The organism is Rhodanobacter fulvus Jip2, from assembly GCF_000264315.1.
In the GTDB taxonomy this organism is placed as follows: domain Bacteria; phylum Pseudomonadota; class Gammaproteobacteria; order Xanthomonadales; family Rhodanobacteraceae; genus Rhodanobacter; species Rhodanobacter fulvus.
Map to the genome: position 1 here is coordinate 76711 of NZ_AJXU01000001.1, position 12599 is coordinate 89309.

Below are 12599 nucleotides of genomic sequence, written 5' to 3' on the forward strand. Positions count from 1 at the left end.
GAGGAAGGTGGGAAGCGGGTTGCTCTTGCTCTCGAGAAGCCCAGATCAAAAGCGAACCCCTCCCCAACTCTCCCCTGCAAGCAGGGGAGGGAGCCGTCGAGGCGTGCGGGCTGGTCGCGAGCGCCTGCTTTGCTCCTCCCCCTGCGTGCAGGGGGAGGCGGGAGGGGTTGCTCGGGCTGGCCGGGAAGATCAAGCAGCCCCCTTCCCAGCCCTCCCCTGAAAACAGGGGAGGGAGCAGTCAACAGTGCGGCGTATGCGCAGCGCGCCTACTAGGGCACCGTGCAACCTTGGTGTTGTTGGTCACCCTGCCGTAGCCGGACGACATGATGTCGATCGTGCCCGCGGCCACCGCCAGGTCCTGCAGCGTTTCGACCGCGCACATGGGGCTCAGGGCGTTGGCCACATCACCCGCACGAATTCGTCGGTCGATACATCGGCGATCGTCTCGCGGTCATCATTCTTTATGCCTGCATTGACGAACAGCAGGTCGAACCTGCGCGACGCTTGCTCGGTGCTGAGCGCGCGAACAACTCTTTGACAGATGAGTCTTTCTTGTTGGTGCTCATCAGAGCAAGAGGCGCCTGGCCGTCCCTTTTGACGAATTGCCAGACGCCGCTTGAGCACTCTGTCCACCAGTGAGCTTGAGCCTGCTGCAGATTACAAGCAGGTTTGCTGACCGCCCACGTATGAACACAACATCGTGCTTGAATGATTCTTTCCCGTGGCATCCTTTTGGGCGAAGTTCTTGTCGTGTTTCATCCGCTCAACTTTCGCAGCGAAGTCTGCATCCTTCTGATAGCCGGGCACATCTGGCCTCGCTATCGTGGATGTAATAGGACCTTCCGGGGAAACCTTCAGGTGCGCGGGGTAGGTGGCCTTGGCCCCGCTTTGCCACTTGGCGATACAGTTGCTCGCATCGATATAAGAATGCTTTTCGGCGCTTTTTTCGTAGTGAACGGCCGTTGGCGTGTAGCCCTGGTCGGTTCCGCTACAGACGACCGTGGCGCCCTGTGGCGTCGAGTCGAGCTTGACCAGGTACCCGGATGAACAACCGGCTGCAGTGGAGACTGCTGCGAGTACTGCAAGAGCCCTTATCTTGAACATGACTACCTCCATTTTTTATGGATATGGATCTACTGTTCAGCGAATGCAGATTAGCAACGTTACCTTGAGCACGCGTTTCTGTCTCAACAGGAAGCCGAGCTCAGGCCGCAATCAACAGGATTGATCGGGTGTTGCCCACTGTACACGTGTGGCCCGCCGGTCGTTGCGCAGCCTTTGCGCTCGGTTCGTTCGTGATGGACTCCTGTCTTTGAGCATCATGTGGAATTTTGATACTCCGAGTCACCGTGCCACTCCAGGTGGGGATCCAGCGCTGGAGGAGAGTTTCTGCGGAAAAGTGGACGTCGATCAGCGTACGCGGCTTCGAATCTGATGGAATAACGATACCCAAGCGCCGCGCGCAAGCGTCTGCCGCTGCGGAAACCGATGTGGCTGCGCAAGGCACTCCTGACATGGACTCGTTGATGGAATTCTGGCAGTGATGCATGCCGGACTTCATGGATGTGTTCCACGATTTCATGCACCGCGCGAACAGTTTGGCGTCGGCGCCCTCAAGCGAATGCGCTGGAACCTTACCCGTGCACAGCCGTTCCCCTACGCCAGTTCGCGTGTTGCTCCCAGAACGCGACGGCGCGGCGATACGCCTCGCGATCCAGCGATATACCCGAACCGCCTTCTTCCACGCCCAGTGCATTGCGCAGCATCGTGATCGGCACCATCGGAATTTCCTCCGGCTCGGCGGTGTAGAGACAGCCGACCACGCCCCAATCCGCATCAATCGGCGAACCCTCCTTCGCCAGTTGCTCGCGGCTGTAGAGGATCGGCAGTAGATAATCCGCGACTGGCGGATCGATGCCTTCGAACCAGCGCACCAGCACTGGCAGTTCATCGCGGCTACGCGCCTCGTACGCCGAGCGCAACAGGTGGCGGTTGGCGTCGGTGATCGGCGTGGCGGTGCAGCGTGTGGACGTCCAGTTGCGGTGCACATGCAGCTTGCAGAACGGCGCGTAGCCATCCAGCACCTTCAGCGGCAGCTCGTCGTTGAGGCGCTGCTCGAAGGCCTCGGCGGTGCAGTCCTGGATCGCGCTGGGGCGGCGATCGCGGGGGAACAGGCGGGTGCGGGCGAAGGCGGTGAGGATGATGGACATGACGTGGATGGGTGGTGGCTCAACGCATGAGGGTATCGCGTTGGGAGTGCTGTCGGACTGCCTTCCTTCGGCCCATTCATTGGCAATGTACGCAAGTTGCCTGAGCGCGCTTTGCTGGTTTCTCTGCTTGCCCCGAGGGATTCCCTTCGATCGCGGGAGTCGGGAGGATGCTCTTGCTACGCCGCGAAAGTCAGATCCAGGGCGTGACCCCGGCCCTCCCCGCAAGCAGGGGAGGGAGCAATAGCAAACCGTGGTCGCGTTTCGCCCGGCTTGTCGTCCATCAGCGCCCGGTCATCTTCAGCGCCGCTTCGGGTAAACGTTCGCCCTCGATCTCGATTTTCGACGTCGCCACATCGATCTCGTGCAGATCATTGCGTGTCAATGCCACGTCGACAGCGCCAAGATTCTCTTCCAGTCGGTGCAACTTCGTCGTGCCGGGAATCGGCACGATCCATGGCTTCTGCGCCAGCAACCACGCCAGCGCAATTTGTGCAGGCGTTGCCTGTTTGCGTTCGGCGACGATCTTGACCAGATCGACCAGGGCCAGATTCGCCTTGCGCGCTTCGGGCGAAAAGCGGGGCACGCTGTTGCGGAAATCGGTGGGGTCGAACGTGGTGTTCTCGTCGATCTTGCCGGTGAGAAAGCCGGCGCCCAGCGGACTGAAAGGCATGAAGCCGATGCCGAGTTCTTCAACCAGCGGCAACATGTCTGCTTCAGGTCCGCGCCAGAACAGTGAGTATTCGTTCTGCACCGCGGCCACCGGGTGCACGGCATGGGCGCGGCGGACCGTCTGCAGGCTGGGTTCCGACAGGCCGTAATGTTTCACCTTGCCCTGGGCGATCAGTTCCTTGATCGCACCGGCCACATCCTCGATCGGCACTTGGGGATCGACCCGGTGCTGGAACAGCAGATCGATGCGGTCGGTGCGCAGCCGCCTGAGGCTGCCTTCGACCGCTGCCCTGATGTGCGCGGGCCGGCTGTTGGTGCCGCTGCCGCGTTCGCCGGTCTGCGGGTCGATGTCGAAGCCGAACTTGGTCGAGATGACGACCTCGTCGCGAATCGGCGCCAGCGCTTCACCGACCAGTTCCTCGTTGGCAAACGGGCCATAGGCTTCGGCCGTATCGAAGAGGGTGATGCCGCGTTCGTGGGCGGCGCGGATCAGGGCGATCATGGCCTGCTTGTCGCCGGCCGGGCCGTAGGCGGAACTCATGCCCATGCAGCCCAGCCCGAGGGCGGAGACGTCCAGATGGCTGTTGCCGAGTGTGCGGTTTTTCATGGGTCTACTCCGTTGTCTGTTGCAGTCAGCCATCACCGGGTGTCGAGAAGCCGGGGCGGGAGCACGCCTTCGTGTGCTCGCCATGAACAATTTAGATCCCGGCCATTGCCGGCACTAGATGGCACAATCGGAAAGCGTTCATAACCGGTGCGGATAAATGTCGTCCGAGAGCTACGATCAACTGGCGATCTTTTCGATGGTGGCGCGGGAACGCAGCTTCACGCGTGCCGCCGCGAAGCTCGGCATGTCACAACCTGCACTGAGCCGGGCCATACGCCAGCTGGAGGGACGGTTGGGCGTGCGATTGCTGGCGCGCACGACCCGTAGCGTCTCACCCACCGAGGCCGGCGAACGCCTTCTGAAGGTCATCGCTCCCCGGTTCGAGGAAATCGATATCGAGCTGGCCTCGCTCAGCGAATTCAGGGACACGCCCGCAGGCCGGTTGCGCATCACCGCGGGCGAACACGCGGCCACCGCTGTCCTGCAGCCCGTGCTCGCCAAGCTGCTGCCGGATCATCCCGATCTGCATATCGAGATCATCGTGGACTACGGCCTCACCGACATCGTGGCCGAGGGCTACGACGCCGGCGTGCGGCTGGGCGAGCAGGTGGCCAAGGACATGATCGCGGTGCGCATCGGTCCCGAGGTGCGCATGGCGGTGGTCGGATCGCCGGATTACTTCGCCCGGCATCCGCGACCCAGGACTCCACGCGACCTGCTGCGGCACAACTGCATCGCCATCCGCCTGCCGACCTACGGCGGCATCTTTCCGTGGGAGTTCGAGAAGAAAGGCCAAGAGCTGAAAGTGCGTGTGGAAGGCCAACTCGTGTTCAACAATATCGCGATGCGCCTGGATGCCGCGCTCAAGGGACTGGGCCTGGCGTACATGCCCGAGGACCTGGTGGCGGCGCAGGTGAACGAGGGAAGATTGATCCGCGTGTTGGCGGACTGGTGCCCATCGTTTCCGGGTTACCACCTCTACTATCCGAGCCGCCGCCAGAGCTCACCTGCCTTCACGCTGTTACGCGATGCCTTGCGTTACGCGGACTGATATCCCGATCAATTCGATCCGCCGGCTTTGGCCAGATACGCGTCCAGCGCCTTGCCCACACGTTGGGCCGCATCGGCGTCGCCGTGATTGGCCAATGTCTGGGCCAGCTGACGCAACTGCGAAACGGTCAGGCCGACTCTCACGCTGGCGGCCACATGCGAGCCCAGCTGCGCCTCCACGCCCGGCGTTGCCGCGAGTGCACCCACCGTGGCGAGCTCGCGGCTCTGCCAGTCGAGGTTGTCGCGTTCGAAGATGTCGCCGAACAAATGCGCCTGCAGGAGCTGGTTGATGACGGGCGCGAAGTCGAACAACGGTCCCTTCACCGGCTTGCCGGCAATACGCGTCTGGTTCGCCGTGCCCACGGTGAGCAAGGCGTCGCCCGTCGGCGCCGGATGGCCGGGCTCGCGCCCCGGCGCGTCATGCATGCCGCGCTTGCGGCGTTCCTCCACCACCGATTTCAGCTCGCCCAGCGCGTTGAGGCTGCGCGGAAAGCCGACATAGGCGTAGAGCTGCACCAACATTTCCTTGGCTTCGCTGATGGTCAGGCCGGCATCCAGCCCTTGGTTCAAGGCAGAGCGAAGACTGGGCATATCGCTCTTGGCCATGGAGACGGCGATCAGCGGGATGGCTTGCTGCTTGGCGGACAGCGTCTCAGCCGTTGGATACTCGTGGGCCATGGCATGGAGCTCGGCACTGTTCTGAGAGGCGTAACTCGGAGCCATCGTCAACCCGGAAGCCAAGACCAGCGCGGCTGCCAGCGCGCGCAATTTACGGGGCTTCATGGGCGTTGTATTGGTCATCCGACACTTTCTCCATCCAGTCCACGCTCTTGCCGTCCACGGCGCCGGTAATCGCCAGATGGGTCATCGCACTCGTCGGCGCAGCACCGTGCCAGTGCTTCACGCCCGGCGGGCACACGACCACATCGCCGGGATGGATTTCCTGCACGGGTTTGCCCCATTCCTGGACCAGGCCCACGCCGGAAGTCACTACCAGTCGTTGCCCGGCTGGGTGCGTGTGCCACGCCGAGTGCGCACCCGGCTGGAACGTCACGTAGGCGCCGGAAACGCGGATTTCGTTGCTGGCGGGAAACAAGGGATCAACCCTGACCTGTCCGGTGAAGTGGTCCGCGGGCCCCGTGGCAGAAGGCTGGGTACCTGCGCGGGTAATCTGCTGCTCGGCCGAGCGCGGCTCGCTCGCCCCGGCGAAGGGGATCGCCATGCATGCCGCGATGCCCAACAAGGTCTTGTTCATGGCTGTGCGCTCTCTCGGTTGCGGGTGGGGCCGGATCAGAGTGTCCGGGCGTAGAAGGGCGTCAGCTGGTCCATGGCCGCATCCACGTACTTCGGCACCCAATAGGTTTCGATGTGGGTGGCGCCATCGATCAGGAACAGCGTCTTGTCTTTCGTACCGGTCGCTTTTTTGAACGCGTCTTCGGTCATGTACAAGGTGTCGGCCTTGCTGCCGGCGATCATCAACAGCGGCTGGTGGATCAGGTCGATCCGGTCGGTGGCGTCGAAACGCATCAAGTCCAGCAAGCTGCTGGTGGTGTATTTGAAGGTCGAGCCCGGGTGCGCATGGGTCTTCCAGTAGTACGCATAGCCTTGCCGGTACAGCTCGAACGGCAGCTTGGCGATCTGCTCATCGGTCAGGTTCGCGTCACCGGAATAGAGGACCTTCCCGCCGGCCGCCTCCTGGGCGCGGGCATCGGAAGCCTGCCGCAAGCGTTGCTGGATGGTGGCCAGTTGCGAATCCTGCATGCCATTGCGACGCACCCGCCCGGAGTTGAACATGCTCAACGTCGCAATGGTTTTGAACCGCTTGTCGGTTTGCGCCGCCGCCAGCGAGTAGCCACCGCCACCGCAGATGCCGAGCAGGCCCAGGCGCGCGCGGTCGACGCCCGGATAGCGGTCGATGTAATCCGCCATGCCGTGGATGTCCTCGATGCGGTGGGAGGGCTTGTCCACGTTGCGCGGTTCGCCGCCGCTGGTACCTTGGTAGGCCGCATCGGCGGCGATGGTGATGTAACCCTGTTCCGCCAGCCGCTGGGCATACAAGCCGGCCACCTGTTCCTTTACACCGCCATTGGGATGCGCCACGACTACCGCGGGATAGCTCTTTTGCGGATCGTAGTTCGCGGGCGTGTAGACGTTGGCGGCGATGTCCAGGCCGTCGAGGGTGTAACTGACGGAGTGGATATTGACCTTGCCCGGCTCGTTCCTGGTGATCGCGCCGTCATAGGCGAGCGTGAAAGGATTCTTCTTGTAGTCAGCTGCTACGGCGCTGACTGCCGAGACGCCGATTACGGCCGCCATGAGCGGGGCCATCAAGGTTGTTCGCTTCATGGTCGTGTTCCCTTGAATGGCGTTGTTGCCCGCGCTTCATTGCTCATCGATCCAGGTGCTTCTCGGCGAGAAACTTCGACACCAGATCCGCGATCTGCACGTTGTTCAGATCGGAGAAAATGAAGTGGGTGTTGCCGCGGATGCCGATGTCCGGCAGATGGATCAATGTCACGTCGCCGCCGTGCTTGTTGACGGTATCCCGCCAATTTCGCGCCATCTCCAGCCGCGCGCGCCAGCTGTCCTGTGCGGGCAAATCCATCGGCTTATCGGGGATGTTGTCGCCATACAAAATGAGGATCGGAATCTTCGTCAGCTCCACGAAATGCGGCATCGGCACGGCAACACCTTTCACGGTATCGAAGGCGCTGGGGATCGGTGCGGGCAGTTCGCCCTCGGGAAATATGAAGCTGCTGCCTGGTTCGAAGGCGACAATCGCCTTGACGTTGCGGCTCTTGATGGCAGTGAGCCAACCCGGCCCACCACCTTGCGAATGGGTGAACAGAATGCCGGGGCCGATCTTCCTGAACAGCGCGGCGACGGCACGGGAAACCACCTCCATGTCGAACGGCCCGGTATTCGGCGTCATCGAGCGGAAGAACTGGTTCAGCGTCTCGTAACTGTGGTCGAATTGCGCGCCATTGAAAAAGTTCGGCCACAAGCCCATGCGGAACTGGTTGAACCACAGCTGCTCATCCGGCGTCGGCTTGATCGTCGTTTCCACCATGCTGCGACCCGCATCGCCGCGCCGCGGCTGATCGATCAGGTAGGTGGCAAAGCGCCGCCGCAGAAAAATGTTCTGAAACCCCTCGCGCCCATCCGCCGTCGTCTCCCAGCTCTTCGCCGATTGTCCCGCGCCATGCCACATCACGATCGGCAGCGGACGGGCATCGACCGGAATCTGGTAGAACGCATACACGTGGTCGCCGTGGTATGTCTGGCCATCCGGCTTCAACGGGTGACGCGGATCGAACGTGCCGGGATACGCGGTGACCGTGCCGCCAGCGATCAGGCTCCCCTGATCCTTGATCACGAGCGGAGCGCGGTCGGTCGTGCTTGCCGCCACATTCGCGCACGCCGCCGCGCAGAGCATCACGATCCCGAACAAGGAAAAAACGCGAACGCTGCTGTTCTTCATGGATAGCTCTCCGGCTAGATCATAAAGAGCAACTTACCGGGGGCGTATTGATAGAAAAAGGTCGCTGGTGGGATAGGACTCATACCCTGGTGGCATAAGTGGTGGTGTGGTGATCATGTCGGCTTTCCAGGCGTCGAGCCGCCGCCGGCGCTGATCGGGATCAGGCTTGAAAGCAAGCTGGTCTTCGCGGCGCGGAAGCTTGTGGGCGGGCGGCCTCCGCGTCGCGCAACCTCAAGCCACAAACTGCAACCGCGCCAACTCCGCATACAACCCGCCCTCGGCCAGCAAACTCTCATGCGTGCCCTGCGCCACGATGCGGCCGCCGTCCATCACCACGATGCGGTCGGCGCGCTGCACGGTGGCCAGGCGGTGGGCGATGACGAGGGTGGTGCGGCCTTTTTCCAGACGCTCCAGCGCCTGCTGGATAGCGGCTTCGGATTGCGCGTCGAGTGCCGAGGTGGCTTCGTCCAGCAGCAGCAGCGGGGCGTCGCGCAGGATCGCGCGGGCGATGGCGATGCGCTGGCGTTGGCCGCCGGAGAGGCGCACGCCGCGTTCGCCCATTTCGGCGGCGTAGCCGTTGTCCAGCGCGCTGACGAACTCGTGGGCTTCGGCGGCCCTGGCCGCTTCGATCACTTCGGCGTCGCTGGCGTCCTGGCGACCGAAGCGGATGTTGTCGGCGGCGCTGCCGCTGAAGATGATGGTTTCCTGCGGTACCAGGGCGATGGCGCCGCGCAGGTCGGGCAGGGCCAGTGCACGCAGATCCACGCCGTCGAGTTTCACGGTGCCGGACTGCGGGTCGTAGAAGCGCAGCAGCAGGCCGAACACCGTGCTCTTGCCGGCGCCGGAGGGACCGACCAGAGCCACGGTTTCGCCAGGCTGCACGTCGAGGGTGAAGCTTTCGAGCGCCGCGGTGTGGGGCCGGGTGGGGTAATGGAAGGTGACGTCGTCGAAGTGCAGCGCGCCGCGCATGGGCGAGGGCAGGGCCAGTGGCTGCGCGGGCGCGACGACCTCGGCGCGTTCGGCCAGCAATTCGCCGATGCGCTCCATCGCGCCGGCCGCGCGCAGCACGTCGCCCCACACTTCGGACAGGCCGGCCACCGAGCCGGCGGCGAAGATGGCGTACAGCACAAACTGGCCCAGCACGCCGGCGTCCAGGGTGCCGGCCAGCACGTGGCGGGCACCGGCCCACAGCACCAGGGTGATGGCGCCAAACACCAGCACGATCACCGACAACGTCAGCAGCGCGCGCATGCCGATGCGCCGGCGTGCGGTAGCCAATGCGCGGAAGATGGCGCTGGCGTAGCGGTGGCTTTCGATCGTCTCGCGCGCGTACGCCTTCACCGCGGTGGAGGCGTTCAAGGTTTCGTTGGCGATGGCGGCGGCATCGGCCAGGCGGTCCTGGCTGGCGCGCGACAGTTTCTGTACGCGGCGGCCGAATATCAGGATCGGCAACATCACGGCGGGGATCACCAGCGCGGTAAGCCCGGCCAGCGACGGCGCGGTCCACACCATCGCCACGGCGGCGCCTACCAGCATCACCGCGCTGCGCAGTGCCACCGACACGCCGGAGCCCACCAGCGCTTGCACCACTTCGGTGTCGGCGCTGAGGCGTGAGGTGAGTTCGCCCACGCGGGCCTTTTCGAAAAAGCTCACGTCCAGGCGGATCACGTGCGCATACAACGCATCGCGCAGCGAGGCCAGCGCGCGTTCGCTGAGCAGGGTGATGCAGAAGTAGCGCGCCGCGGTGGCGAAGGCCAGCACCAGCGCCACGCCGAACATGGCCAGGAAGGTTTCGTTGATCACCGCCAGGCTGGAGTTGCCGAAGCCCTGGTCGATGATGTGGCGGAACGCCATCGGCAATACCAGCGACGCGCCCGATGACAGCGCCAGGAACAGCAGCCAGCCGAACGCCAATGCCCTGTGCGGTTTGATGAAGGGCCACAGCTCGCGCAGCGCGCCGATACGGCGGGAGGGTTTCGGCGTTTCGGCGGCGTCGCTCATGGAATCTCGCTGTGGCTGGAGGCGATGCGTGCTGGGCACGCCGTCATTGAAGTGGGGCGTGTGGGCGTTGATTCAATTGGCTGGGGGCGGGATGGGGGATTCGCAGGAGCCGTACTGTCCGTCTTCAATCAAGGCGCTTGGCCGTGCTGCGGCCGCGGCTGATGTCGTTGACGCGGGCTTGCGCTTCAGCGACGTGGCTGTCCGGCAGGCGCAGTTGCAGGGTCACGCCGTCCGCGCCGAAGGTTTCCCGCTCGACCTCGGCCTGCAGTTCCTTCAGGCGCGCTTTCAGCAGGGCCAGCTCGGCGAAGTCGCAATGCAGGCCGAGCCGCGCCATCGCCACGATCGGTTGGCGGGATGCCAGCCGCAGGCATTCGGCTGCAGTACCGCCGTAGGCGCGCATCAGGCCGCCTGCACCCAGCTTGGTGCCACCGAACCAGCGCGTAACCACGACCATCACGTTGTCGATGCCCTGACCCTCGATCGCCTGCAGGATCGGCCGGCCTGCGGTGCCACCGGGTTCGCCGTCATCGTTGAAGCGGTATTCCTGCCCGATCCGGTAGGCCCAGCAGTTGTGCGTGGCGACGGGATCGCTCACCTCGCGCAGGAAATCCAGCGCCTGCACCGCGGTGGCGACGGGCGCAGCCTGGGCCAGGAAGCGGCTTCTCCTGATCTCCTCGCTGTGGCGGCAGCGCTCGGTGAGGGCGTGAAGGGCTTCGCTCATCCGCCTATTGTCGCGCATGCATTCCGCGTCATGGGTCGTGGCGGCGGGCGATGGATCGCCGTGCGCGCGCAGCTTCCCTACAATCGGACGCTGATTGATTGCTGCCGGTTGCCATGATCTTCACTGCTCTTGCCATGTCGCTGGTGCTTGCCGGCGTGTTGCGTTGGGTCCGCTGGCGCCGGTGCAGCCGCGTCGTGGTTGCGCTGGGGCTGGCCCTGTTTCTGCTGGCCGGCAGCGGTTTGTTGCCGATGTTCCTGCTGCAGCGGTTGCAGGCGCCGTATGTGGCGCGACCGGCGCCGGCATGGGCGCCCGACAACGCGATCGTGCTGTTGACCTCGGGCGCGGTGCCGGTTCCGGACGAGCCGGTGGAGCCCGGTTTCGCCGCTTACGGCCGCATCGTGCAGGCCGCCACGATGTATCGCGATTGCGCCAGCGCGGCGCGGCGTTGCACCGTGCTGGTGACCGGCGGCGACCCTTCGCTGCTGGGTACGCCGCTGGCGGTAACCTACGGCGCGGTGCTGCAACGACTCGGCGTGCCGGTGGCGGATCTGACGCTGGAGTCGCGCAGCCGCAACACCTGGCAGAACGCGCAGTTCAGCCGTCCGTTGCTGCAGGCGCTCGGTGCGCAACGCATCTGGCTGGTGACGTCGGGCTTCCACCTGCAGCGCGGTTTGCTGTATTTCGCGCATTTCGGCATCCATCCGACCCCGGTCCGCGCCGATTACCTCGCCGCCACCTTCAGCCTGTGGCCCAGCGCCAGCAACCTGGTGCTGACGGACCTGGCGCTGCACGAATACGCGGGTATCGCGCGTTATCACGTCTACAACGCGTTGGGCTGGAATGCGCCGCAAAGCGCTGCGCTGGACGTCGCGCCCGTGGTGGACGACGCGTCGGCGCCGAAGTAATCGTCGGCCCCGCGTCTGTCGCCATGGACAGCGGGAGTGCGCGTTTCAACGGTCGGCGGGATGAGCCAGTACCTGCTGGCGTTGTTGCCCCAGACCTTCCACGCCCAGCTCGATCACGTCGCCGGCGCGCAGGTAGGTGGGCGGCTTCAAGCCAAGGCCCACACCGGCCGGGGTGCCCGAGCTGATCACGTCGCCGGGCAGCAGCGTCATGTAGCGGCTGATGTAGCTCACCAGATGCGCCACCCCGAACACCATCGTGCGCGTGCTGGCGTTCTGGTAGCGGTGGCCGTTGACTTCCAGCCACAGCGCCAGGTTTTGCGGGTCGGCCACTTCATCGGCGGTGACCAGCCAGGGGCCGATCGGGCCGAAGGTGTCGCAGCTCTTGCCCTTCACCCACTGGCCGCCGTGTTCCAGCTGGAATTCGCGCTCGGACAAGTCGTTGACGACCGTGTAGCCGGCTACGTGGCCCAACGCATGGTCGACGGACACGTCGCGGGCAACATCGCCGATCACGATGCCCAGCTCCACTTCCCAATCGGTCTTGACCGAACCACGCGGAAGGATCACGTCGTCGTTGGGGCCGATGATGGCGCTGGTGGCTTTCATGAAAAGCACCGGTTGCTCGGGCACCCTGGCGCCGCTTTCGGCCGCATGGTCGGCGTAGTTCAGGCCCACACAGATCATCTTGCCCACTTGCGCCACCGGCGTGCCGTAGCGGGGCGAGCCGTCGACCAATGGCAATCGCTCGGGATCCAGCGCGGCCAGCTGGCGCAGGCCGTGGCGGCTCACTACGGCGGCATCGATATCCGTCACGGCGGCGGAGAGGTCGCGCAGACGGCCTTCGGCGTCCAGCATGCCGGGCTTTTCGCGGCCTGGGTTTCCATAACGCACGAGTTTCATCGGCAGTATTCCATGGCAGGGGGCCGGGCAAACCGCCGCCGGCATGCCACCGATC

13 protein-coding genes are annotated in these 12599 nt (G+C 64.3%); 2 read left to right on the top strand and 11 right to left on the bottom strand.

Annotation, left to right across the window (positions count from 1 at the left end):
- Positions 1-387: 387 nt before the first annotated feature.
- From UU9_RS18290 to UU9_RS00335, 4 genes are all read right to left on the bottom strand, one after another.
- On the bottom strand, positions 388-624 hold the full coding sequence (locus tag UU9_RS18290) for a hypothetical protein (RefSeq protein ID WP_237710186.1): 237 nt from the start codon (positions 622-624) through the stop codon (positions 388-390).
- Positions 625-657: 33 nt separating this feature from the next.
- On the bottom strand, positions 658-1104 hold the full coding sequence (locus tag UU9_RS00325; protein WP_007079707.1) for a hypothetical protein: 447 nt from the start codon (positions 1102-1104) through the stop codon (positions 658-660).
- A gap of 530 nt (positions 1105-1634) precedes the next feature.
- Positions 1635-2210, bottom strand: a complete 576-nt coding sequence (locus UU9_RS00330; protein ID WP_007079708.1) for a DUF3228 family protein — start codon at positions 2208-2210, stop codon at positions 1635-1637.
- A 280-nt stretch (positions 2211-2490) separates the two neighbouring features.
- Positions 2491-3486: an aldo/keto reductase gene (locus UU9_RS00335; RefSeq protein WP_007079709.1), complete on the bottom strand. Its 996-nt coding sequence runs from the start codon at positions 3484-3486 to the stop codon at positions 2491-2493.
- A 157-nt stretch (positions 3487-3643) separates the two neighbouring features.
- Between UU9_RS00335 and UU9_RS00340 the strand changes: the two genes are divergently transcribed.
- Entirely contained in the window at positions 3644-4537 is an 894-nt protein-coding gene (locus UU9_RS00340; protein ID WP_007079710.1) for a LysR family transcriptional regulator, read from the top strand.
- 8 nt (positions 4538-4545) lie between these two features.
- Here the strand turns inward: UU9_RS00340 and UU9_RS00345 are convergent, their stop codons facing one another.
- The 6 genes from UU9_RS00345 to UU9_RS00370 all read right to left on the bottom strand — a co-directional run bounded on the left by UU9_RS00345 (position 4546) and on the right by UU9_RS00370 (position 10739).
- The gene (locus tag UU9_RS00345) at positions 4546-5304 is read right to left on the bottom strand and encodes a carboxymuconolactone decarboxylase family protein (RefSeq protein WP_237710187.1); all 759 of its coding nucleotides are present in this window, start codon (positions 5302-5304) and stop codon (positions 4546-4548) included.
- Between the two features lies 1 nt (position 5305).
- A complete protein-coding gene (locus tag UU9_RS00350; protein ID WP_007079712.1) occupies positions 5306-5791 on the bottom strand; it encodes a (R)-mandelonitrile lyase in 486 nt (161 codons plus the stop codon).
- Between the two features lie 35 nt (positions 5792-5826).
- On the bottom strand, positions 5827-6882 hold the full coding sequence (locus UU9_RS00355) for an alpha/beta hydrolase (RefSeq protein WP_007079713.1): 1056 nt from the start codon (positions 6880-6882) through the stop codon (positions 5827-5829).
- 43 nt (positions 6883-6925) lie between these two features.
- Complete coding sequence (locus UU9_RS00360) at positions 6926-8017, bottom strand: alpha/beta hydrolase (protein ID WP_007079714.1); 1092 nt, start codon at positions 8015-8017, stop codon at positions 6926-6928.
- A 231-nt stretch (positions 8018-8248) separates the two neighbouring features.
- A complete protein-coding gene (locus UU9_RS00365) occupies positions 8249-10018 on the bottom strand; it encodes an ABC transporter transmembrane domain-containing protein (RefSeq protein WP_007079715.1) in 1770 nt (589 codons plus the stop codon).
- A gap of 124 nt (positions 10019-10142) precedes the next feature.
- Positions 10143-10739, bottom strand: coding sequence for an IMPACT family protein (locus UU9_RS00370; RefSeq protein WP_007079716.1), 597 nt, complete (start codon positions 10737-10739; stop codon positions 10143-10145).
- A 113-nt stretch (positions 10740-10852) separates the two neighbouring features.
- Here UU9_RS00370 and UU9_RS00375 point away from each other — a divergent pair, with 113 nt between their 5' ends.
- A complete protein-coding gene (locus tag UU9_RS00375) occupies positions 10853-11644 on the top strand; it encodes a YdcF family protein (protein ID WP_050982344.1) in 792 nt (263 codons plus the stop codon).
- A 45-nt stretch (positions 11645-11689) separates the two neighbouring features.
- Here the strand turns inward: UU9_RS00375 and UU9_RS00380 are convergent, their stop codons facing one another.
- Complete coding sequence (locus tag UU9_RS00380) at positions 11690-12544, bottom strand: fumarylacetoacetate hydrolase family protein (RefSeq protein ID WP_007079718.1); 855 nt, start codon at positions 12542-12544, stop codon at positions 11690-11692.
- Positions 12545-12599 lie beyond the last annotated feature (55 nt).

Excerpts from the sequence above, each read along its gene's own strand:
- UU9_RS00325 (WP_007079707.1), bottom strand. The coding sequence starts at position 1,104 with ATGTTCAAGATAAGGGCTCTTGCAGTACTCGCAGCAGTCTCCACTGCA.
- UU9_RS00330 (WP_007079708.1), bottom strand. The coding sequence starts at position 2,210 with ATGTCCATCATCCTCACCGCCTTCGCCCGCACCCGCCTGTTCCCCCGC.
- UU9_RS00335 (WP_007079709.1), bottom strand. The coding sequence starts at position 3,486 with ATGAAAAACCGCACACTCGGCAACAGCCATCTGGACGTCTCCGCCCTC.
- UU9_RS00340 (WP_007079710.1), top strand. The coding sequence starts at position 3,644 with ATGTCGTCCGAGAGCTACGATCAACTGGCGATCTTTTCGATGGTGGCG.
- UU9_RS00350 (WP_007079712.1), bottom strand. The coding sequence starts at position 5,791 with ATGAACAAGACCTTGTTGGGCATCGCGGCATGCATGGCGATCCCCTTC.
- UU9_RS00355 (WP_007079713.1), bottom strand. The coding sequence starts at position 6,882 with ATGAAGCGAACAACCTTGATGGCCCCGCTCATGGCGGCCGTAATCGGC.
- UU9_RS00360 (WP_007079714.1), bottom strand. The coding sequence starts at position 8,017 with ATGAAGAACAGCAGCGTTCGCGTTTTTTCCTTGTTCGGGATCGTGATG.
- UU9_RS00365 (WP_007079715.1), bottom strand. The coding sequence starts at position 10,018 with ATGAGCGACGCCGCCGAAACGCCGAAACCCTCCCGCCGTATCGGCGCG.
- UU9_RS00370 (WP_007079716.1), bottom strand. The coding sequence starts at position 10,739 with ATGAGCGAAGCCCTTCACGCCCTCACCGAGCGCTGCCGCCACAGCGAG.
- UU9_RS00375 (WP_050982344.1), top strand. The coding sequence starts at position 10,853 with ATGATCTTCACTGCTCTTGCCATGTCGCTGGTGCTTGCCGGCGTGTTG.
- UU9_RS00380 (WP_007079718.1), bottom strand. The coding sequence starts at position 12,544 with ATGAAACTCGTGCGTTATGGAAACCCAGGCCGCGAAAAGCCCGGCATG.